The organism is Komagataeibacter sucrofermentans DSM 15973, from assembly GCF_040581405.1.
Lineage (GTDB): Bacteria > Pseudomonadota > Alphaproteobacteria > Acetobacterales > Acetobacteraceae > Komagataeibacter > Komagataeibacter sucrofermentans.
Map to the genome: position 1 here is coordinate 2,797,179 of NZ_CP137157.1, position 20,487 is coordinate 2,817,665.

Here is a 20,487-nt window from a genome sequence, read left to right on the forward strand (position 1 = left end):
TCTAGCATTGTCCCGCGCTGCCGTCGCCCCCGATCCGCCCCGGTCCGTTCAGCCCGCGTTGCGGCTGGCCCATTCGGCCCGGCCATCGTTATCAAGCTGGCGGAATTCCTCATCGCTCAGTTCGATCGCGGCGGCAGCGGCGTTATCGGCCACATGCCCGGGACTGGACGTGCCGGGAATGGGCAGCATGACCGGTGAGCGGCGCAACAGCCACGCCAGCGCGATCTGGCCGGGCTGCACGCCTTTCTCGCCCGCAAGGCGCGTGAGCACGGTATCGCCCTTGGTCAGCCCGCCCGCCGCAAGCGGTGCCCACGGGATGAAGCCGATATTCTCGCGCGTGCAGTAATCGAGCACGTCCTCCGAATAGCGGTTGACGAGGTTGAAGCGGTTCTGCACCGTCGCGACCGGGAAATACAGCCGCGCGCGCTCGATCATTTCCACCGTCACTTCCGACAGGCCAACATGACGGATCAGCCCCTGCGCGCGCATGGCGGCGATGGCCTCGAACTGCTGTTCGGGCGTGCAGTCCGCCCCCACGCGGTGCAACTGCCACAGGTCGATGCGCGCGACACCGAGCCTGCGCATGCTCATCAGCACGCACTGGCGCAGGTAATCGGGGTTGCCCACCGGCTTCCATATATCCGGCCCGTGGCGCGTATGGCCGCCCTTGGTGGCAATGAGCATGCCCTCATAGGGGTGCAGCGCCTCGCGGATCAGGTTCTCGCTCACCTCGGGGCCATAGGCATCGGCGGTATCGACAAGATTGATGCCCAGCTCGGGCAGGCGCTTCAGCGTGGCAAGGGCCTTGGCGCGATCGGCAGGCTCCCCCCATATGCCCGGCCCGGTAATGCGCATGGCCCCAAAGCCGAGCCGTGTAACCTCGATATCGCCCCCGATCATGCAAGACCCGGACTGGCGTGCATCAGGCGTGAACATGGCTTTCTCCCTGCTTGATGGGCACGCCCGCGCCAGTATGGCGGGCGTGCGGTTGCTGCCTGCCCACCATAAGGGCGCCCTGCGGGCACGGTTGCATGCCCATGCGGCAGCTCAGCCCAGCAGGCGGCCGATCACGCGCGCGGTGTAGTCCACTACAGGAATGATGCGGCCGTAATTGATGCGGGTCGGCCCGATCACGCCAATCGCGCCCACGATGCGGTTGCTGTCGGTGCGCGCGGGGGCCACCACGACCGACATGCCCGCCATGCCGAACAGCCCGCTTTCGGCCCCGATGAAGATGCGCACCCCTTCTGATTCACGCGCAAGGTCGAGCAGGCGCAGCATGGTCTCCTGTGTTTCCAGCCGCTCGAACAGCATCTGGATGGTGGTCAGGCGCTCGATCTCGGTCACATCGGCCAGCAGGCGGCCCTGCCCGCGGATGAAGAGCGTGCCGCCGCGTTCCTCGGCATCGCTCCATGTGGCAAGGCCACTGGCCACCACGCCCGCCGTGAGGTGGTCGAGTTCGTTGCGGTTGGCGGTCATGTCGGTGCTGACCGTCTCCCGCAGGCGATCGAGCGTCTGGCCTGACAGGTGGGCGTTGAGGTAATTGCCTGCCTCGACCAGCGCCGAGGGCGGCAGGCCGGGCGGTGTTTCGATCACGCGGTTTTCCACCTGCCCGTCCGCGCTGACCAGAATGACCAGCGCGCGCCCCGGGCCAAGGGCCACGAATTCGATATGCTTGATGGTGCTCGAATCGCTCTTGGGCGCCATGACCAGCCCCGCCGCCGAGGACAGGCCCGAGAGCATGGAGGATGCCTGCGCCAGCATGTCCTCCAGTGAGCGGCCCTTCACATCGAGCGTGCCCGCAATGCTTTCGCGCTCCTCCTCGCTCAGGCTGCCAAACTGCAGCAGGCCATCGACAAACAGCCGCACCCCCTTCTCGGTAGGCAGGCGGCCCGCCGAGGCATGGGGCGAGAACAGCAGCCCCGCATCGGTCAGGTCGGCCATGACGTTGCGAATCGTGGCAGGCGAGAGCGAAAGCGGCAGGCGCTGCGACAGGGTGCGCGAGCCCATCGGCTCGCCCGTTTCCACATACTGTTCCACGATCTCGCGCAGGATCGCGGCGGAACGCGCATCAAGCCCGGACAGAAGGGCCGGCTGCGATACCGGTGATCGGGTTTCCATCGCCATGCCTCCTTTGCACGTCATCATCCGCCAGCCCCCATTATAACAGATCCCACCCGTCCCTGCCCACGCGGGACTGGAAATAGGGGCGGATTGCGCGCTATGCCGCCCCCTCACCTTGCGGAGTTGCCCCATGCGCCCATCCGGCCGCGCCCCCGACGCGCTGCGTCCCGTCTTCATCCAGACCGGCTTTGCCCGCCATGCGGAAGGCTCCGCCCTGATCCGCATGGGCGGCACCGAGGTGCTGTGCGCGGCCAGCGTCGAGCCGCGCGTGCCCTCCTTCCTGCGCGGCAAGGGGCAGGGCTGGGTCACGGCGGAATACGGCATGCTGCCCCGCGCCACCCATAACCGTGGCCCGCGCGAGGCGGCGCGCGGCAAGCAGAGCGGCCGTACGCTCGAAATCCAGCGTCTGATCGCCCGCGCGCTGCGCGCCGTGGTGGACCTCAAGGCCCTGGGCGAGATCTCGATCACGGTGGATTGCGACGTGCTGAACGCCGATGGGGGCACACGCTGTGCGGCCATTACCGGCGCATGGATCGCGCTGCGCCTGGCGCTGGAAAAACTGGTGCGTGAGGGCACGCTGCCTGCCGTGCCGCTCAAGGGGCAGGTCGCGGCCATATCCTGCGGGCTGACCGAGACAGGCGCCGTGCTCGACCTTGACTATGCCGAGGACAGCAATGCCAGCGCCGACGCAAACTTCGTGCTGACCGCTGATGGCGGCATTGTGGAAATTCAGGGCACGGCGGAAAAAGATCCTTTTACCGAGGCGCAGTTCAACACGCTCATGCGCCTTGCCCGCACCGGCACCGCCGAACTGTTCCATATCCAGACCGTAACCGTGAACGAGGCGCTCGCATCATGACCATCCCTCACCTCAACCGTGGCGACACGCTGGTGCTGGCCACGCATAACAAGGGCAAGATTGCCGAATTCGCCGCCCTGCTGGGGGGGTATGGCATCCGCGTCATCTCCGCAGGCGACCTGTCGCTGCCTGAGCCTGACGAGACGGCGGACAGCTTCGCGGGCAATGCCGCCATCAAGGCTGTCGCTGCGGCCAAGGCGGCCAACCTGCCCGCACTGGCCGATGATTCGGGCTTCTGTGTCGCGGCCCTTGATGGCGCGCCCGGCATTTTCTCGGCCCGCTGGGCTGGCCCCACCAAGGACTACCCCGACGCCATGCGCCGCATCCATGAACAGATGGGCGACAACCCTGATCGCAGCGCATGGTTCATTTCCGTGCTGTGCCTGGCCTGGCCCGATGGCCGCACCGAAACCTTCGAGGGCCGGATTGATGGCCACGTCATCTGGCCGCCACATGGCACCAACGGCCATGGCTACGATCCGCTTTTTGCCCCCGGCACCGGCACGCGCAGCTTTGCCGACATGAGTGATGCCGAAAAGAACGCCATCAGCCACCGCGGCCTGGCCTTCGCACTGTTCAGCGAGGCATGCCTGCCAAAGACAGAAGGATAAAAGTTTTTAGGTGCTGCCTTTTTTCAGAAAGGCAGCATTCTTTTCGAAGCTTTTTGAAAAAAGCTTCACCAAAAACTTCTTTATTGAAAAAGGCCGGTCCCTCGCGGGCACCGGCCTTTTTGTCGTGATCCGATCAGGCTCAGCGCCCGGTCATGATCCGCTCGAGCAGTTGCGCCACGGTCGGCACAAAGCCGTTGGCATAGAACGGGTCGGTCGCGAACCGCCACGCATTGGTGCCACCGAACATGAGGTTGTGGTCGATCACCTCAGCCTGGTCAGGCCCGTGGGCGTGAGCTGCATCCTGAAGGGTTTTCTGGATGCAGTAGGAACGCGGGTCCGCCTTGTGCCCGTTGGAATAGGCAGGCGGCTTCTGCGACCAGTTGGAAAAGCGGCACTCCGACAGGCAGCCCATGCAGGCCCCCTGATCGGCCAGGATTTCACGCGCGCGCCCGGGCGAGACGAACACCAGCGTGTTGTCCGGCGTGCGCATGGCCTCGGTGTGGCCTTCTTCCATCCACAGATGGGCGCGCTGCCCATCAGCGGGGGTAACAAAAACCTGCCGCCCGCGCGCGCCAATGGCGAGCGCCATGGTGTGCTCGCCAAGGGCTTCGGGCGAGAACGGGATCTGCCGCTCCGAGCGCCCGCGCAACTCGCGCAGGAAGCTGTTGTTGACGGCGGAAGAATAGAAACCCGTGGGCGAGAAGCGGTTGAGGAACACATCCCCCTTCTTCAGCGTCAGCAGGCGATCTTTCCATGCCTGCGGAATCGGGCTCTCCTGCGTGAGCAGCGGGCGGGTGCCGAACTGGAACACGATCGGCCCGAGTTCGGGGTTGTCGATCCAGTCCTGCCATTCCTCCAGCCACCACACGCCACCGGCCATGATGATGGGGGTGTCGTCCAGCCCGAAGGCGCGCATCTGCTTGCGCAGCGCCAGCACGCGGGGGAACGGATCTTCCGGCGCCAGCGGGTTCTCGGTATTGGACAGGCCATTATGCCCGCCCGCCCGCCAGGGGTCTTCATACACGACCGCGCCCAGCAGCTCGGCGGTCTTGTGATACGACCGCCGCCACAGGGCGTTGAACGCGCGCGCGGACGAGACGATGGGGTAGTAATGGATGCCGAATTTCGCCGCGATGTCTGACAGGCGGTACGGCATGCCCGCGCCACAGGTCAGGCCCTGGATCAGGCCCGGAGCCCCTTCGAGCACGCCATTGATGACCTGTTCCGCCCCGCCCATTTCCCACAGGATATTGGCGTGGATACGGCCCTTGCCACCGGCGATCTCATGCGCGATGCGGGCCTGGGCGATGCCGCCGCGAATGGCGTAATCAACCAGTTCCTCATGGCGCTCGCGCCGGGTCTTGCCGTGATAGATCTGCGGCACGATGTTGCCGTCCGCATCATAGGAATCGGCGTTCACGATCGAGACCGTGCCCGCCCCCCCGGCTGCCGCCCAGTGCCCGGCGGAAACGCCGGTCGAGATCGAGACGCCCTTCCCCCCCTCGACCAGGGGCAGAATATCCGTCCCGCCCATACGGATCGCATTGATCGGCTTCATCACCATTCCATCGTCATGTGTCTACCCGGCCACGGGGGCGCCATGCAGGCGCACCCTCATGGCCGGGCTGTCTGTAGGCCGGAACCGCGCGCTTAGCGTGCGGCGGGAGCACGGCCGGGCTTGGCGCCCACGGTCTCGGCAATGTCGGCACCGGTCTCCTGATCAACCACGCGCATGGACAGCTTCACCTTGCCGCGGTCATCAAAGCCCAGAACCTTCACCTTCACTTCATCGCCCTGCTTGACCACGTCCGTCGTCTTGGAGACCCGGCCCTGTGCCAGCTCGGAGATGTGCACCAGACCATCACGCGGGCCGAGGAAGTTGACGAACGCCCCGAAATCGGCGGTCTTGACCACCTTGCCGTTGTAGATGTGGCCCACTTCGGGTTCAGCCACGATGCCACGGATCCGCTCGATGGCCTTCTCGGCCTGATCGTCGGAGGACGCGGCGATCATGATCGTGCCGTCATCGTTGATATCGATCTTCGCACCCGAATATTCAACGATCTCACGAATGACTTTACCGCCCTGGCCGATCACATCACGGATCTTTTCCTTCGGCACGGAGATCGTGGTGATCTTCGGCGCGGAGGAGGAGACATCCGTGCGGCCCTCGGTCAGCGCCTTGGCCATCTCGCCCAGGATGTGCATGCGGCCATTGCGGGCCTGACCCAGCGCGATCTTCATGATCTCGGGGGTGATGGACGTGATCTTGATGTCCATCTGCAACGCGGTCACGCCCTGCTCGGTGCCCGCGACCTTGAAGTCCATGTCGCCAAGGTGATCTTCATCGCCAAGGATGTCGGACAGAACCGCGAAGTCCTCGTCTTCCTTGATGAGGCCCATGGCGATACCGGCCACCGGACGCTTGAGCGGCACGCCCGCATCCATCAGCGCCAGCGACGTGCCGCACACGGTCGCCATGGAGGACGAGCCGTTGCTTTCCGTGATCTCGGACACAACGCGCATGGTGTACGGGAAGGTGTCCTTGCCCGGCAGCAGCGGGTGGATGGCGCGCCATGCCAGCTTGCCATGGCCGATTTCACGACGGCCCGGCGAGCCCATGCGCCCGCACTCACCCACCGAGAACGGGGGGAAGTTGTAGTGCAGCATGAAGTTGTTGCGGTACTCGCCTTCCAGCGCGTCCACGATCTGCTCGTCCTGGCCGGTGCCAAGGGTCGCGACCACAAGGGCCTGCGTCTCGCCACGGGTGAACAGGGCGGAGCCATGCGCGCGCGGCAGGATGCCGACTTCGGACACGATCGGGCGGATCGTCTCGAGGTCGCGGCCATCAATGCGGTAGCCGGTGTCGAGCACCTCGGTGCGCACCACGTCGGCCTCAAGATCCTTGATCATCGGCTTGGCGGCATCGGCCTCGGCCTCGCCGATCTTGGCAAGGATCGCCTCACGGGCGGCGGCGACCTTCTTGTAACGCACCTGCTTGGCGCGTTCCTTGTAGGCCTCGGCGATCAGGGCGCGACCGGCCTTGTCCACCTTCTTGCGCAGCTTGATTTCCTCTGCCGTCGGCTCGGCCAGGTCCCACGGGGCCTTGGCGGCATCTTCGGCGAGGTCGATGATCAGGTCGATCACCGGCTGGAAGGCTTCGTGGCCAAACGTCACGGCGCCGAGCATCACGTCCTCGGACAGCTCGACCGCCTCGGACTCGACCATCAGCACGCCTTCGGCGGTGCCGGCCACGACCAGGTCAAGCGCGCTGTCCTTGAGCTGCGAGATGGTCGGGTTGAGCACGTATTCGCCGTTGGCGTAGCCCACGCGGGCCGCACCCACCGGGCCAAAGAACGGAATGCCTGACAGCGTGAGTGCTGCCGAGCAGCCGATCAGCGCCACGACGGCGGGATCGTTTTCCATGTCGTGGCTGAGCACGGTGGCCACGACCTGAACTTCATTGCGGAAGTTCTCGGGGAAGAGCGGGCGCAGCGGGCGGTCGATCAGGCGCGAGTTCAGCACCTCGGCCTCGCTCGGGCGGCCTTCACGCTTGAAGAAGCCACCGGGGATCTTGCCCGCCGCGTAGGCTTTTTCCTGGTAGTTGACCGTAAGCGGGAAGAAGTCCTGCCCCGGCTTGACGCTTTTGGCGCCAACGGCCGTGCACAGCACCACCGTGTCGCCATAGGTTACGACCACCGCGCCATCGGCCTGGCGGGCGACCTTGCCCGTTTCCAGAACCAGCGGGCGACCGCCCCATTCCATTTCCTTGCGAAAATAATTGAACATCCAGACAAACCCTGTCCGTTGACTGCCGCAATGCAGGCGGGCCGGACATTGGAACGTATGATGGCAGCGCCTCGGACGGCATGGAGCGATGGCGGCACATACCGCCAGAACACCATGTGGCCTGAAACGCTGCGATCCGGTCCGGACATCTCCGCCGTGGCGTCGGCAGCGTGTTGGCGGCGCCCGTCAGGGGCGCCTGAAAAAATGCGGCCCCGCGGGGCATGGCCATGCCTGCGCATGCGCCATGCCCGCATGGGCCACGCGGGAGGCGGGCATTATGCCTGCCCTCCCGCATGGTCGCAAATCAGCGACGCAGGCCGAGGCGCTTGATCAGCGTTTCGTAACGGGCCACGTCCTTGCGCTTGACGTAGTCAAGCAGGCGGCGGCGGCGGCCAACCAGCATCAGCAGGCCACGGCGGGAATGGAAATCCTTCGCGTGGGTCTTGAGGTGGTCGGTCAGGTTCACGATCCGCTCGGTCAGCAGGGCAACCTGCACTTCCGGCGAGCCGGTATCGGTTGCAGCGTTGCGGTATTCACCAATAAGCGCCGTGCGGCGTTCGGCAGTAATCGACATCATTCTCTCCATTGATCATTCGGTTCACAGCATGCGCACTGATCGCAGCACGCCGCCTTCAGGGCGGCACAGCCCGACCACGCGCGCCCCGTCCATCGCACGCACGACCCCGCTACGGGGGTCGGTGTGCGCGGGCATCCGGCCTGCCAGCTGCTCCAGGTCAATCACCTGGCCAAATGACAGGGCATCCGCTTCCTCACGGGTCAGGGCCAGCGCCGGGATGTCGGCCAGCGCGGTCGCGACCGGAAGAAGCAGATCCGGTGGGGCAGGCGCGTTGTCGGCGCTTGCGACAATTTTGTCCAGCGGAATCGCATGGGATTCATCAAATGGCCCCACGTTCAGCCGCCGCAGCGCCGCCACATGCCCCACCGTGCCGCAGGCCAGCGCAATGTCACGCGCAAGCGCGCGCATGTACACGCCCTTGCCCGATTCCACCTCGAACACCGCCGTATCGGCATCGGGCCGGGCGATCAGCTCGAAACGGTCGATACGCGCGGGCCTTGGCGCGAGTTCGGGGGCGTTGCCCGCGCGCGCCATGTCATAGGAGCGCTGCCCCCCCACCTTGAGCGCCGAGAACACCGGCGGCACCTGCATGATCTCGCCGCGGAAAGCGGCCAGGGCGGCCTCGAACGCGGCATTGTCGGGCCGCACGTCCGATGTGGCGGTGACCGCACCCTCGGCATCATCACTATCGCGCGCCTCGCCGATGCGCAGGGTGAAGTGGTAGCGCTTGGTGCCATCCATGATGTAGGGCACCGTCTTGGTGGCCTTGCCAAAGGCGATGGGCAGCAGGCCGGTGGCCAGCGGGTCGAGCGTGCCGCCATGGCCCGCCTTGGCGGCATCGAACAGGTAGCGCGCGCGGCCCACCACCTGCGTGGAGGTCATGCCCAGGGGCTTGTCGATGATCAGCCAGCCGTCAAGCGGGCGGCCACGTTTGCGTCGCATTGCACGGCACCTTGCATGGAATTGGGGAGTGCCGTGCGTTTAGACGAGGCACGCATGCACTTCAATGCCCCATTCCGCCACAGGGGCTGGCCGCCTGCGCCACACATGTTAAAAGGACAGGCGGGCACATGCCTGCCATCCCTCCAGGCTGCTTGGCCAGCGGGGCATGGAGTGCCATCTTGCAGCAAAACGGATGCATGGATAACCGTGTGCCACAGTATTTTTCATTCCGCGTCTAGGGAGACCTGAACACCATGGCTGAACGGCAGACCACGGTCGGTGCATTTGTGTTGGGTGGAGCCCTGCTTGGTGTGACGGCCATAGCGCTGTTCGGACAGTTTCATCCCTTTTCGCCCACCAACCGCGCCGTGGTGGTTTTTGACAACCCGATCAACGGGCTGGGCGTGGGCGCGCCGGTCACGTTCGATGGCGTGCAGGTCGGCCATGTGGAGCACATCGCCGTTCAGTTCGATCCGCAGACCCATCAGGCCTATATTCCGGTTACGGTGGAGCTTGAGGCCAATGGCGCGCGCATGGCGGGCTCGCATGGCCGCGCACTCGATGCCAACGAACTGCCCAAGCTGATTGAAAACGGGCTGCGCGCCGAGCTGCACATGCAGAGCTTCGTGACCGGGCAGGAAGAAATCGACCTGACCTTCGACCCCGGCATCCCTGCCCACCTGCATCCCGGGCTGAGCCCGCTGATCGAGATCCCGACCCGCGAATCGGAAATGCAGAAGCTGACCGATGCCCTGACGGCCCTGCCGCTCAAGAACATCGCCAACAATGCCGATACCATGCTGGTGAGCATCCGCACCCTGGCCGACAAGCTCGACAAGGACCTGCCGCCGCTGGTGGATAGCGTGCGCACCACATCCGACCATACGCGCGTGACCGTGGATACCGCGACCGACACCATTCGCGACCTCGACAAGCACCTCGACACCACGCTGGCCTCCATCGACCATCTGGCCGATACCGGCACCGCCCAGCTTGATGCGCGTGGCAGCGAACTGCACACGCTGCTGGTCAACTCCAACGATACGGTAACCGAGGCGCGCGGCGCGCTGGCGGGGCTGCATGACATTACCGCCCCGAGTTCGGCTGACCGATCCAATATCGATTCGTCGCTGCGTGACCTTGCCGCTGCTGCTGCCGCCCTGCGCGGGTTTGCAACCGACGTGGAGCGCAACCCCCAGCTTCTGCTCATGGGGCGGCGCAACTGACCGGGCGTTCACCCGCCACGATATAAAAAAGGCCGGTGGAGCAATGCTCCACCGGCCTTTTTTATGAACTGGCTTTTCAGGAATAAACGTTTTGGGTACTGCCTGTTTTCAAAAAGCGGCGTTTCCTGAAGCTTTTTGAAAACAGCGTCACCAAAAACTTTTCTTGTTTTTTATCTACGGCCTGTTTTCGAACAGACGCTCAGTCTTCATCCGAGAGGTCGCGCAGCACTTCAGGTTGGCGCAGCATGGTGTCGACTTCCATGGCGTAATCAAGCGCCGTATCAGGCTGGAAGTGCAGGTCTGGCACGCCACGCAGCCTGAGCGCGTGCGACAGGCGGGTGCGCAGGAACGGCGTTACGCGCTTGAGCGCGGGCAGCAGTTCCGCCACATCGCTCCGGCCCAGTCGTGCCACGAAAACCGTGGCATGCTTGAGGTCGGGCGAGATACGCACTTCGGTGACCGTAATGCGCACATCGGCCAGATCCGGGTCACGGAATTCGGTGCGGGCAAATATTTCCGCCAGCACGCGGCGGACTTCTTCCGCCACACGCAGCTGACGCTGCGAGGGACCAGACGCGGAATGGCCGGCAAGTTTCCCTGCCGGCCCACTCTCGCTCATCCCTTTTCTGGATGAATTGCGGCTCATGCCGGGACGAGTTCCATTTCATAACACTCGACCACGTCACCCTCGCGCAGGTCGTTATACCCGGCAAAGGACAGGCCGCATTCGTAACCGCGCGCCACTTCCTTGACGTCATCCTTGAAGCGCTTGAGCTGGCTCAGTTCACCTTCATGGATCACGACGTTGTCACGCAGCAGGCGCACGCCACAGCCACGCTTGACCACACCTTCGGTCACGTAACAGCCGGCAACCTTGCCCACCTTGGTAATTTCAAAAACCTTGCGGATTTCGGCATAACCCAGGAACTTCTCGCGATGCTTGGGCGCAATTTTGCCACGCACCAGCTGCTCCACGTCATCCGCCACCTGGTAGATGATCGAGTAGTAGCGGATGTCCACGCCTTCACGCTGTGCAAGCTCACGGGCCTGTGCCGTAGCGCGGACATTGAACGCGATGATGATCGCACCCGATGCCTTGGCAAGCTGCACATCGCTTTCCGTAATCTGGCCCACGGTAGCGTTGAGCACGCGGATCTTGACTTCCTCATGCTCAAGCTTCTGCACGGTGGCTTCAAGCGCCTCCGCCGAGCCCTGCACGTCAGCCTTGATCAGAACCGCGACTTCCTTCTGCGCGCCTGCCTGAATACGGGCGAGCATCTGGTCAAGCGTGCCGCGTGCAGCAGTCTGGCCAGCGGCCATGCGCTCCTTGATCACGCGCTGGCGGAACTCGGAGATTTCGCGGGCGCGATTCTCGTTTTCCACCACCACGAACGGCTCGCCTGCGCCCGGCACGCCGGTAATGCCCAGGATTTCAACCGGCATGGACGGACCCGCCTCGCCAAGCTGGCGGTTGCGGTCGTCGATCATGGCGCGCACGCGGCCCCATTCGGCCCCGGCCACCACGATGTCGGTGCGGCGCAACGTGCCCTTCTGGACCAGAACGGTCGCAACCGGACCACGCCCACGATCAAGGCGGCTTTCGATCACCGAACCTTCGGCCACCCGATCGGGATTGGCCTTGAGGTCAAGGATTTCGGCCTGCAGCAGGATCGCTTCCTCAAGCTTGTCCAGGCCCGTGCGCTTGAGCGCCGAGACCTCGACATCCTGCGTATCGCCACCCATGCTTTCCACTACGATTTCGTGGTTCAGCAGTTCCTGGCGCACGCGGTCGGGGTTCGCACCCGGCTTGTCGCACTTGTTGATGGCCACGATGATCGGGGCATCAGCAGCCTTGGCGTGCTTGATGGCTTCGATCGTCTGCGGCATCACGCCATCATCGGCGGCCACCACCAGAATGACCACGTCGGTCACCGAGGCGCCACGGGCACGCATGGCGGTAAACGCCTCATGGCCCGGCGTATCGATGAAGGTGATCTTGGCACCCGAGGCCAGCGTGACCTGATACGCGCCGATATGCTGCGTAATGCCGCCTGCTTCGCCATTGGCGACATCGGTGGTGCGCAGCGCATCGAGCAGCGAGGTCTTGCCGTGATCGACATGACCCATCACGGTCACGACCGGCGGACGCGGCCGCAGATCTTCTTCGCTGTCCTCGATGCCTTCGATGCCGATCTCGACATCGCTATCGGAAACACGGCGCACGCGATGGCCGAATTCCTGCACGATCAGTTCCGCCGTGTCCGCGTCGAGCGACTGGGTCACGGTGGCCATCACGCCCATCTTCATCAGCGCCTTGATGACCTCGCCCTGACGGGCGGCCATGCGGTTGGCGAGTTCCTGCACCGTAATGCTCTCGGGCAGGACAACATCGCGCACCACGCGCACCTGGTCGGAGCGCAGGCGTTCGAGTTCAGCCTGACGGCGCTCACGCTCACGCTGGCGGCGGACCGAGGCGAGCGAACGGGTCTTGTCGTCATCCCCTTCGATCGCGGCCTGCACGTCAATGCGGCCAGCGCGACGGCTGTCGTTGTTCTTCTTGGCGCCACCTGAGGGGCGGCGGTTCGGCACGGCGCTACCGGGGCGACGGCTGGGGCGACGTTCTTCCTCGCCACCATCCGCACGGCCCGTGCGCAGGCGCAGCGTCTCGCCAGCACCGCCTGCGGGGCGTGCCGTGGTAGCAGCACCACCGCCACCAGCAGGCCGCGACGGACGCAGCGGCTGGGCGGGCATGATCGCGCGCTCGGCCAGCGGGCGCAGGCGCTGCATGGGCGGCGCCAGCGTCACTTCACCCGGGATGGGCACGGACGAGACAACCGGCCCTGCGGGATCCATCGAGTCGGGCGCTGCGGGGGCCGGCGCGTTGCTGGCCTCCTGCTTGCGTGCTTCCTCGACCGCAGCAGCGGCATCTGCCTTGGCGCGTGCCTCTTCTTCGGCACGGCGGGCATTTTCCTCTTCAGCGCGGCGGGCTTCCTCCGCGGCGGAGAGGATCGTGATCTTCTCCTGCTCGCGGGCCTCTTTCTCGCGCTGGATTGCGGCGCGACGCTGCTCATCGAGCACGCGCTGGCGTGTCGCCAGTTCCGCTGCCGTCAGCGCGCGACCGCCCCGACCACCGGCGCGACCGCCAGCCGGCCCCGATCCGTTACCTGCGGCCCCGGCCCCGCGCTTCTTGCGCACCTCGACCTGAACCACCTTTGAACGACCATGGCTGAAGCTCTGTCGCACGGAACCGGCATCCACCGTCCGTCCGACCTCCCTGCGGCCCGCCGGCCGCAGAGACAAGCGTCCCTTACCCTGATCCTGATCGTTGCCTTCGCTCATGTACCCGCCTGTTCACACCGTCCGGCGGAACGATCCGCCGAATTCGGGCCAATCCTGCCGGACAGACCCGCAAAACGTTCACTCTCGATACGGAAACGGCGCGCCAGTTCACCATGCAGAATCGCTGCATGAACAACATGGTCGCGGCCAAATGCCGCACCCAGACCCGATGCCGTAGGAACAGCCACAACCGGCAGTTCCCGTGCACCAGACAAAACTCTCTTCCTCTCGTCGGGGCTGCCATCGGCCGCCTGTATGACCAGACCGGCACGACCGCCCACAACCCACTCACGCACCTTGGCGAAACCGCAGACAATCTGCCCGGCCCGCCGTGCCAGCCCCGCGACATCCATCATGCGCCGCAGTAACCCGTCCTTCACAAGATGGGTCAGGTCAGGGGGAATAACAACCCTTCCCCTCGCCGCGCGGGCAAATACGCCGCGTGTGCGTGCTGTTTCTAACACATCCGCGCGTGCGCTCAACCAAATTCCCCGTCCGGGCAGCCGTGCGGAAAGATCAGGGATCACGACTCCATCGGGGGAAATGACAAAACGGATCATTTCCTCCTTGGGCAGCCGGAGCCGGGTCACGGCGCAACGGCGCAGTGGCCCGCGCTCTTCAGGCTCCATGCCTTCCGGATCTTCCGCGTTCAGGTCGGTTTGCTCAGACGTCGGACGTCTCCTCTTGCACGGGCTTCGCCTCGTCACCATCGAACCAGTGGGCGCGCGCCGCCATGATGATCTCGTTGGCCGCATCCTCGTCAATGGCATCGCTGCCCAGGATCTCGACAAGTTCATCACCGGCCAGGTCGGCCAGGTCATCAAGCGTCTTCACGCCTTTTTCACCCAGCGTCACCAGCATCTGGTTGGTGAACACGCCCAGCACGGCGATATCATCGCTCACGCCCAGCGTGCGGCGCTTGTTGTCAAGCTCCTCTTCCTGGCCAGCCAGATAGCCTTCGGCGCGGCGGACCAGTTCACTGGCCACATCCTCGTCAAAGCCTTCGATGTTGGCCAGCTCCTCGGGGTCGGCAAAAGCCAGTTCCTCGATGGAATGGAAGCCCTCGGTCACCAGCAGGCCCGCGATGACATCATCCACGTCCAGCGCTTCAACAAACAGGTTGCTGCGGCGACGGAATTCTTCCTGACGGCGCTCCGATTCCTCGGCCTCGGTCAGGATGTCGATGTCCCAGCGCGTCAGCTGGCTGGCAAGGCGCACGTTCTGGCCGCGGCGGCCAATGGCCAGGCTGAGCTGGTCATCGGGCACGACAACCTCGACGCGACCCGCTTCCTCATCCATCACCACCTTGCTGACTTCAGCCGGGGCAAGGGCGTTGACTACGAAGGTTGCGGCCTGCGGGCTCCACGGAATGATATCGATCTTCTCGCCCTGGAGTTCCTTGACCACTTCCTGCACGCGGCGGCCACGCACGCCCACGCAGGCGCCCACGGGGTCGATCGAGGCATCACGCGAGATGACGGCCATCTTGGCGCGCGAACCGGGGTCACGCGCCACGGCCTTGATCTCGATGATGCCATCATAGATCTCGGGCACTTCCTGCGCGAACAACTTGGCGAGGAACGCCGGATGCGTGCGCGAAAGGAAGATCTGCGGGCCACGCGGCTCGTCACGCACGTCATAGATATAGGCGCGCACGCGATCGGAGTTGCGGAAGCTTTCACGCGGGATCAGCTCATCACGGCGCAGCAGGGCCTCCGCATCGCCGATCTCGACGAGCAGATTGCCATATTCCGTGCGCTTGACGGTGCCGTTGACGATCTCGCCCACGCGGTCCTTGAAGTCGTTGAACTGGCGGCGGCGCTCATATTCACGCACGCGCTGGACAATGACCTGCTTGGCCGTCTGCGCCGCGATGCGCCCGAAATCGATGGGCGGCAGCGGGTCGATCAGGTATTCGCCAAGCTGGATCTCGGGCTTGAACTTGCGCGCGATGTAGAGCGGGATCTGGGTTTCCTCGTTCTCCACCGCCTCGACCGCCTCGGTCCAGCGCGACAGGCGCACATCGCCGGTGCGGCGGTCGATGGTGGCGCGGATATCCTTTTCATGACCATATTTCGCGCGGCCGGCCTTCTGGATGGCCTGCTCCATCGCTTCGAGCACTTCCTCGCGGTCAATCGACTTTTCCCGCGCTACGGCATCGGCCACCAGCAGCAGTTCGGGACGGGCAACGGACGTATCCATCAGTGTCTCCACAACATCGTTCAATTGGCCTTGCGGGCCGACTTGCGACCCGACTTGCCAGCGGGCTTGCGGTCTTCAGCCGGGGAAGGATCTTCCTCCAGGCCAGTCTCCTCGGGGCTTGCCGCCGGCTTCATCATCCGGGCGCTCGCCTCGATCAGTTCATCGGTCAGGACAAGGCGCGCCTTGCGCATTTCAGCGAAAGGCAGCGAAACCTCGCTCCCGTCATCGAGCCGCATCAGGCCATGGCCCTCGCGCGCGCCGAGCACGATCCCGGCAAAACGCTTGCGGCCTTCAATGGGCATGTTCATCTCGGCGCGGGCAAGGTGGCCTGCAAACCGCTCCCAGTCCTTGGCGCGCGTCAGGGGGCGGTCGATGCCGGGGGATGAGACCTCGAGCGTCCATGCGCCGGGCAGCGGGTCTTCCACGTCCAGTATCGCGCCAACCGCATGGCTGATCTGTTCGCAGTCCTCAATGAGCAGGAGCGTGCCATCGGCACGGTCCGCCATGATCTGCACGGTAGGGGACTCGCGGCCCAGCACCGCCACGCGCACGAGGTCGAACCCCATGTCGGCCAGCGCGGGGGCGACCATTGCGGCGATGCGGGCATCGAGGCCCGACAGGAAAGGCAGATCAGCGTCCAATGCAAAAAAGGCAGCCCTGCGGCCACCCCCCAAAGAAAAAAACCATAAATGAAGGAATAATCGGTAACATAGGTCACGCCATGCCTTACCGCAAGGACTATATGGGCGCGCGGGGGTTACATTTCCTCTCTCTTAACATCTTGCCATTCGCCCCGCCCCGCACACATTATGTACGGATGATGCCCACGCCCTCCGCGCCGGAACCGACACGGGAACGCAGCGAACGCTCGTCTAGCCGCAAGCTGGTCGTGGTGGGGCTGATTGCGGCCGTCGTGGCCGGCGGGGGACTGGGCGCTGGCGGCTTCCTGACCCCGGAGGAAGGTGGCAGCGGCAGCCAGACGCCCCCCGTCGCAGCCGAGGCCGGCGGCGGCCGGGGCAATGGCGGCAATCACCTCATGCTGAACGCGCCGGTGCAGGGCAGGCCCGACATGATGGGCCAGATGCCCATGATCTCGCCCGATCGCGCGGCGGAAATGCTGCGCCAGACAAGTTTTACACTGCAGGAGCAGGCCGAGATCATGGCGGCGTTGCGACGGCGCGAGATCATACTGGCCGACATGCCGATGTATGACACCGCAGGCGGCGGGTCAGTCGTAAACGTGGAGTCCCTTGGTCTCGTGCAGACCGTGCATCTCGGGCCGCAGCCCCGCAGCGTGATCCTGCCCATCCGCATCGCAGGCAATGTGTCGATCTCGCCCGCGGGTGACCCGGGGCCGATGGGCGTGCACGCCGCGGCGGTGTTCGTGCCGGGGCCCATGCCGCTGCCGGTGCTGATGCGCGGGGTCAATTTTGTCATCGGGGTTGTGGTGCAATGAAGCCGCTTTATCCGATCCTGATGGAACGGGTCGTGCCGATCGCCATGGTTATTTTCCTGGTGCTTGGCAGTTTTCAGGCCGCAATGGCGTTGCATCTTTCGCTCGCCAGCATACGGCATTTCATGGAATGGTGCGCACCGGCCTATCCGGTCATGGCGGCGGTAAGCGCCCTGCTGGTGCTGAGCGGGCTGTGGTTCGATAGCCGGGCCGAGAAACTCGCCCGCAAGGGAATCCGACGCAGACGGGGATGGATGATGGACGTACTGGCCAGGCTGACCAATCGTAGCGCGCTTGAGGAAATGCTGGCGCGCGAACAGAAAGAAACCGTGATCGACGCCGAGGAACTCGCCGCCAGCCTGCGCGCGCGCGTGATCGGCCAGGACCAGGTATGCGAGGACGTGGCGACCCAGCTGCGCCGCCGCCTGGCCCTGCAGGTGCGCGGCAAGCCGGTGGGAATCTTCCTGCTTGCCGGGCCGCCGGGCACGGGCAAGACCTATCTGGCCAAGCAGCTTGCCCGCCAGCTTGACCGCCCGCTGCTCAACTTCGACATGACGCAGATGAGCTCGCCCCATGCCGCCACCCAGCTCTTCGGCTCGCCCAAGGGGTATGTCGGCTCGGACACCTACGGCAAGCTGACCGGCGGCCTGAAGGAAAAGCCGGATGCGGTAGTGCTGCTCGATGAAATCGAGAAAGCGCACCCCGATGTGTTCAAGAAATTCCTGACCGCCTGGAATGACGGGCACGTGACCGAGGCCTCGACGGGGCAGCAGATCTCGACCGTGCGCTGCATCTTCATCCTGACATCGAACATCGCCACCGATGCGCTGTCCGAGATCGCGGACCGGCTGGCGGATGAACCCGACAAGATGCGCGCCGAGTCGGTCGAGGCGCTGCGCCAGGCAGGCTTTGCGCCTGAAGTGCTGAACCGGCTGGACCGCATTTTCGTGTTCCGCCCGCTTGAAGGGCTGGACATCGCCCGCGTGTCGGCGCTGGAAATCGAGGCGATGATCGACAGTTATGGCCTCAAGGTCGAGACCGGGGGCATCGACCCCGCCCTGCTGTTCGAGGTCATGCGCCGCCAGGGCCGCATGGGCCCTGCCGCAAGTGCGCGCGACCTGGCCCGCTCGATCGAGGACATGATCAGCGACTCGCTCATCACCGCCCGCCAGCAGGGTGCCAAACTTGTGCGCGTAGTGCAGAACGAAGATGGCATCGTGGCCGAAATCGCGGACAAGGGCGACGCGCAGCAGGCCCGGATCAGTTCCTGAGCCATGGCCGTGCTGTTCCGCCCTGCCCCCGTGGCCTGCTGAATGTCTGCTTTTTCGCGCCTCTGGTATCGTGCGCCGTTGTGGCGTCTGTGCCTGTACCTGATCCTGCCGTTCGTGGCGCTGACGTTCATTTTCCCGCCCGCCTATCTTACGCGGTGGCTGCCCCGCATGGGGCAGATCACCACGGCCATCCATAAGCGCCTTGGCATGCAGGACCTGCCTGCCGACGCCAACCAGTTCGGCGGGCCGGGAGATGGGGTCGTGACCATCATGCCCATCACAGAGCGCCTGACCAAGGCGATTCCGTTTGCCGGGCGCATCCTGCCGCTGCCCGCAGGCGTGTGGCACCCGATCATCAACGTGATTGAAGGCCCGCATGGCGAAGTGCTGGAAAACATTCTGGTGCGGGTGCAGAATCATGTCGTGACCGGCCTGATCGTGGCCAGCGGCACGACACAGTCGATCCTGACCGCCGCCAACACCACAATGGACACGGAATGCCATGATGACCGCAACTACATGGCGCATATCGCGGCCAGCCATCCGCCCGTGATGGAATGCTGGCTCACGCGCCTGGTCGATCCGGCCTCCATCCTCCACATGAACGTCATTGCCGAGCGGCTGCAGCAGGAAGGCATCACGCTGCCGCCTGTCCTGCTCAGGGCCACGTGGATCAACAGCGCCGCCGCCTCCGAAGACAGCCTCAATGCCGAGACGGTGGCCATCTATCTCAATCCGGTCAACCTCGACGACACCAAGACCCTGCGCTCACCCGGTTTCTGGACCAGGGAGGCGCTGACGCAGCAACCCGCCGCCAATGACTTCGTCAGGCGCATGAATGCATGGATGGCAGGCTGGGCACCGGTGCTGCATGATGGCTTCAACAGCGACATGCTGGCCTCAAGCGAGGAGCAGCGCGCCCGGCTTTCGGTTGACCCGGCAGCCCCCCGCCCCGGCGAAGGCAACCCGCTGGACTAAGCTGGTTCTGAAACCCAAAAAACTTCAGAAAAACGCCGCCTTTTTTCAAAAAGGCGGCGCCTGGAACTTTTGTTTCTTCTCAATGGCTTCTTTTCAGCCCTGACGCAGTACGTCCGATATCTCGATCAGGAAATCGAGCACCGTGCGCGTGCGCAGCGGCAGGGTGCGCGGGCCGGTATGCACGGCATAGAAGGGCAGCTCGGGAATGGTCCATTCCGGCAGCAGGTGCACAAGGCGACCTGCCGCAATATCCTCTTCCACCTGAAATGTCGGCAGCATGCCAATGCCAAGCCCCGCCCGCACGGCCTGAAGCACGGCTTCGCTGCTATTGGCGCGAAATGGCCCGTTGGCCGCCACCGTGGTCTCGCTCTCGCCCTTGCGGGTGAACTGCCAGTCATGCCGCGTGCCGCCATAGCTATAGGCAATGCAGGGGTGATTGAGCAGGTCGCGCGGGTGGGCGGGGGTGCCACGGCGGGCAAGATAATCGCTTGAAGCAATGACGCAGCGATGCACCGAGCCCAGGCGGCGGGCAATCAGCGAACCCTCGGCGATGGAGCCGATGCGGATGGCAAGGTCCAGCCCTTCTTCCACCAGATCGCCAAACCCGTCGCGCATGACCAGTTCAACCGACAGGTCGGGATGTTCCTCCAGCAGGCTGCTCAGGCGACTGGTCAGGTACAGGCCAAACGCCGTGGTCACGCCCAGCCGCACCAGCCCGGACACCGAGGCCCGCCTGCGGCCCAGCGCGGTTTCCGCCGTTTCAAGAATTTCCAGCACTTCATAGGCATGCGGCAGGAGACTGCGCCCGTCTTCCGTCATCATCAGGCTGCGGGTGGTGCGGGCGAACAGCGTTGCGCCGTAATGAGCCTCAAGCAGGGCGATATGGCGGGAAATGGTAGGCTGGCTTGCCCCCGTCTCCCTTGATACGGCAGAGAATGATCCCGTTGCAGCCACACGGACAAAGCTGTGCAAAGCAGAAAGCAGATCCATGGGGCCCCATCATATCCGGCATGTTATTACACTATCCCGGCTTTAAACGGCATCGTATTTATACACAATACAGAGAAAAGGCACCGCGGATATGTGTTTAACGCAGAGGTAACTTATACCACTCAC

General features: G+C 64.4%; 19 protein-coding genes. 7 read left to right on the top strand and 12 right to left on the bottom strand.

Going from position 1 to position 20,487, the window contains the following annotated elements; translation table 11 throughout:
* Positions 1–48: 48 nt before the first annotated feature.
* Positions 49–936, bottom strand: coding sequence for an aldo/keto reductase (locus R5N89_RS13210; RefSeq protein WP_110569626.1), 888 nt, complete (start codon positions 934–936; stop codon positions 49–51).
* Here R5N89_RS13210 and R5N89_RS13215 point away from each other — a divergent pair.
* Positions 935–1,084, top strand: a complete 150-nt coding sequence (locus tag R5N89_RS13215; RefSeq protein WP_167400889.1) for a hypothetical protein — start codon at positions 935–937, stop codon at positions 1,082–1,084. The two genes, R5N89_RS13210 and R5N89_RS13215, sit on opposite strands and share 2 nt — an antisense overlap.
* Here R5N89_RS13215 and hrcA read toward each other — a convergent pair.
* Positions 1,048–2,127 (bottom strand): heat-inducible transcriptional repressor HrcA, encoded by a 1,080-nt coding sequence (gene hrcA / locus R5N89_RS13220; RefSeq protein ID WP_110569668.1) that lies wholly within the window; start codon positions 2,125–2,127, stop codon positions 1,048–1,050. The genes R5N89_RS13215 and hrcA overlap by 37 nt on opposite strands.
* Positions 2,128–2,254: 127 nt before the next feature.
* Here hrcA and rph point away from each other — a divergent pair, with 127 nt between their 5' ends.
* Together rph and rdgB are read left to right on the top strand one after the other, a co-directional pair.
* Entirely contained in the window at positions 2,255–2,983 is a 729-nt protein-coding gene (gene rph, locus R5N89_RS13225) for a ribonuclease PH (RefSeq protein ID WP_110569627.1), read from the top strand.
* On the top strand, positions 2,980–3,594 hold the full coding sequence (rdgB, locus tag R5N89_RS13230) for an RdgB/HAM1 family non-canonical purine NTP pyrophosphatase (RefSeq protein ID WP_110569628.1): 615 nt from the start codon (positions 2,980–2,982) through the stop codon (positions 3,592–3,594). The genes rph and rdgB overlap by 4 nt, the downstream gene beginning before the upstream one ends.
* Positions 3,595–3,733: 139 nt before the next feature.
* On the opposite strand, the gene R5N89_RS13235 is transcribed toward rdgB, so the two are convergent.
* The 4 genes from R5N89_RS13235 to truB form a co-directional block, all read right to left on the bottom strand.
* On the bottom strand, positions 3,734–5,152 hold the full coding sequence (locus R5N89_RS13235; RefSeq protein ID WP_110569669.1) for a nitronate monooxygenase family protein: 1,419 nt from the start codon (positions 5,150–5,152) through the stop codon (positions 3,734–3,736).
* 92 nt (positions 5,153–5,244) lie between these two features.
* Positions 5,245–7,383 carry a polyribonucleotide nucleotidyltransferase gene (gene pnp / locus R5N89_RS13240; RefSeq protein WP_110569629.1) on the bottom strand — a complete coding sequence of 713 codons (2,139 nt, stop codon included), beginning with the start codon at positions 7,381–7,383 and terminating at the stop codon, positions 5,245–5,247.
* A gap of 304 nt (positions 7,384–7,687) precedes the next feature.
* Positions 7,688–7,957 carry a 30S ribosomal protein S15 gene (rpsO, locus tag R5N89_RS13245; RefSeq protein ID WP_061274462.1) on the bottom strand — a complete coding sequence of 90 codons (270 nt, stop codon included), beginning with the start codon at positions 7,955–7,957 and terminating at the stop codon, positions 7,688–7,690.
* 24 nt (positions 7,958–7,981) lie between these two features.
* Complete coding sequence (gene truB / locus R5N89_RS13250; protein WP_110569630.1) at positions 7,982–8,902, bottom strand: tRNA pseudouridine(55) synthase TruB; 921 nt, start codon at positions 8,900–8,902, stop codon at positions 7,982–7,984.
* Positions 8,903–9,156: 254 nt separating this feature from the next.
* Here truB and R5N89_RS13255 point away from each other — a divergent pair, with 254 nt between their 5' ends.
* Complete coding sequence (locus R5N89_RS13255) at positions 9,157–10,128, top strand: MlaD family protein (RefSeq protein ID WP_110569631.1); 972 nt, start codon at positions 9,157–9,159, stop codon at positions 10,126–10,128.
* A 199-nt stretch (positions 10,129–10,327) separates the two neighbouring features.
* On the opposite strand, the gene rbfA is transcribed toward R5N89_RS13255, so the two are convergent.
* Genes rbfA through rimP form a run of 5 tightly spaced genes read right to left on the bottom strand, consistent with a single transcriptional unit; the run spans position 10,328 to position 16,310 of the window.
* Positions 10,328–10,747: a 30S ribosome-binding factor RbfA gene (rbfA, locus tag R5N89_RS13260; protein WP_110569632.1), complete on the bottom strand. Its 420-nt coding sequence runs from the start codon at positions 10,745–10,747 to the stop codon at positions 10,328–10,330.
* A 23-nt stretch (positions 10,748–10,770) separates the two neighbouring features.
* Positions 10,771–13,467 (bottom strand): translation initiation factor IF-2, encoded by a 2,697-nt coding sequence (gene infB, locus R5N89_RS13265; RefSeq protein ID WP_110569633.1) that lies wholly within the window; start codon positions 13,465–13,467, stop codon positions 10,771–10,773.
* The gene (locus tag R5N89_RS13270) at positions 13,464–14,096 is read right to left on the bottom strand and encodes an RNA-binding protein (RefSeq protein ID WP_110569634.1); all 633 of its coding nucleotides are present in this window, start codon (positions 14,094–14,096) and stop codon (positions 13,464–13,466) included. Before R5N89_RS13270 ends, infB begins: the two co-directional genes overlap by 4 nt.
* 34 nt (positions 14,097–14,130) lie before the next feature.
* Positions 14,131–15,669 carry a transcription termination factor NusA gene (gene nusA / locus R5N89_RS13275; protein ID WP_110569635.1) on the bottom strand — a complete coding sequence of 513 codons (1,539 nt, stop codon included), beginning with the start codon at positions 15,667–15,669 and terminating at the stop codon, positions 14,131–14,133.
* Positions 15,670–15,689: 20 nt separating this feature from the next.
* Complete coding sequence (gene rimP / locus R5N89_RS13280; RefSeq protein WP_110569636.1) at positions 15,690–16,310, bottom strand: ribosome maturation factor RimP; 621 nt, start codon at positions 16,308–16,310, stop codon at positions 15,690–15,692.
* A 176-nt stretch (positions 16,311–16,486) separates the two neighbouring features.
* Between rimP and R5N89_RS13285 the strand changes: the two genes are divergently transcribed.
* The 3 genes from R5N89_RS13285 to R5N89_RS13295 are packed head-to-tail and all read left to right on the top strand — an operon-like array spanning position 16,487 to position 19,371.
* On the top strand, positions 16,487–17,125 hold the full coding sequence (locus tag R5N89_RS13285; protein ID WP_110569637.1) for a hypothetical protein: 639 nt from the start codon (positions 16,487–16,489) through the stop codon (positions 17,123–17,125).
* Positions 17,122–18,393, top strand: coding sequence for an AAA family ATPase (locus R5N89_RS13290; RefSeq protein WP_110569638.1), 1,272 nt, complete (start codon positions 17,122–17,124; stop codon positions 18,391–18,393). Before R5N89_RS13285 ends, R5N89_RS13290 begins: the two co-directional genes overlap by 4 nt.
* Before the next feature lie 42 nt (positions 18,394–18,435).
* The gene (locus R5N89_RS13295; RefSeq protein ID WP_208624702.1) at positions 18,436–19,371 is read left to right on the top strand and encodes a hypothetical protein; all 936 of its coding nucleotides are present in this window, start codon (positions 18,436–18,438) and stop codon (positions 19,369–19,371) included.
* A gap of 93 nt (positions 19,372–19,464) precedes the next feature.
* On the opposite strand, the gene R5N89_RS13300 is transcribed toward R5N89_RS13295, so the two are convergent.
* Positions 19,465–20,361, bottom strand: a complete 897-nt coding sequence (locus tag R5N89_RS13300) for a LysR family transcriptional regulator (RefSeq protein ID WP_110569639.1) — start codon at positions 20,359–20,361, stop codon at positions 19,465–19,467.
* Between the last annotated feature and the right edge of the window lie 126 nt (positions 20,362–20,487).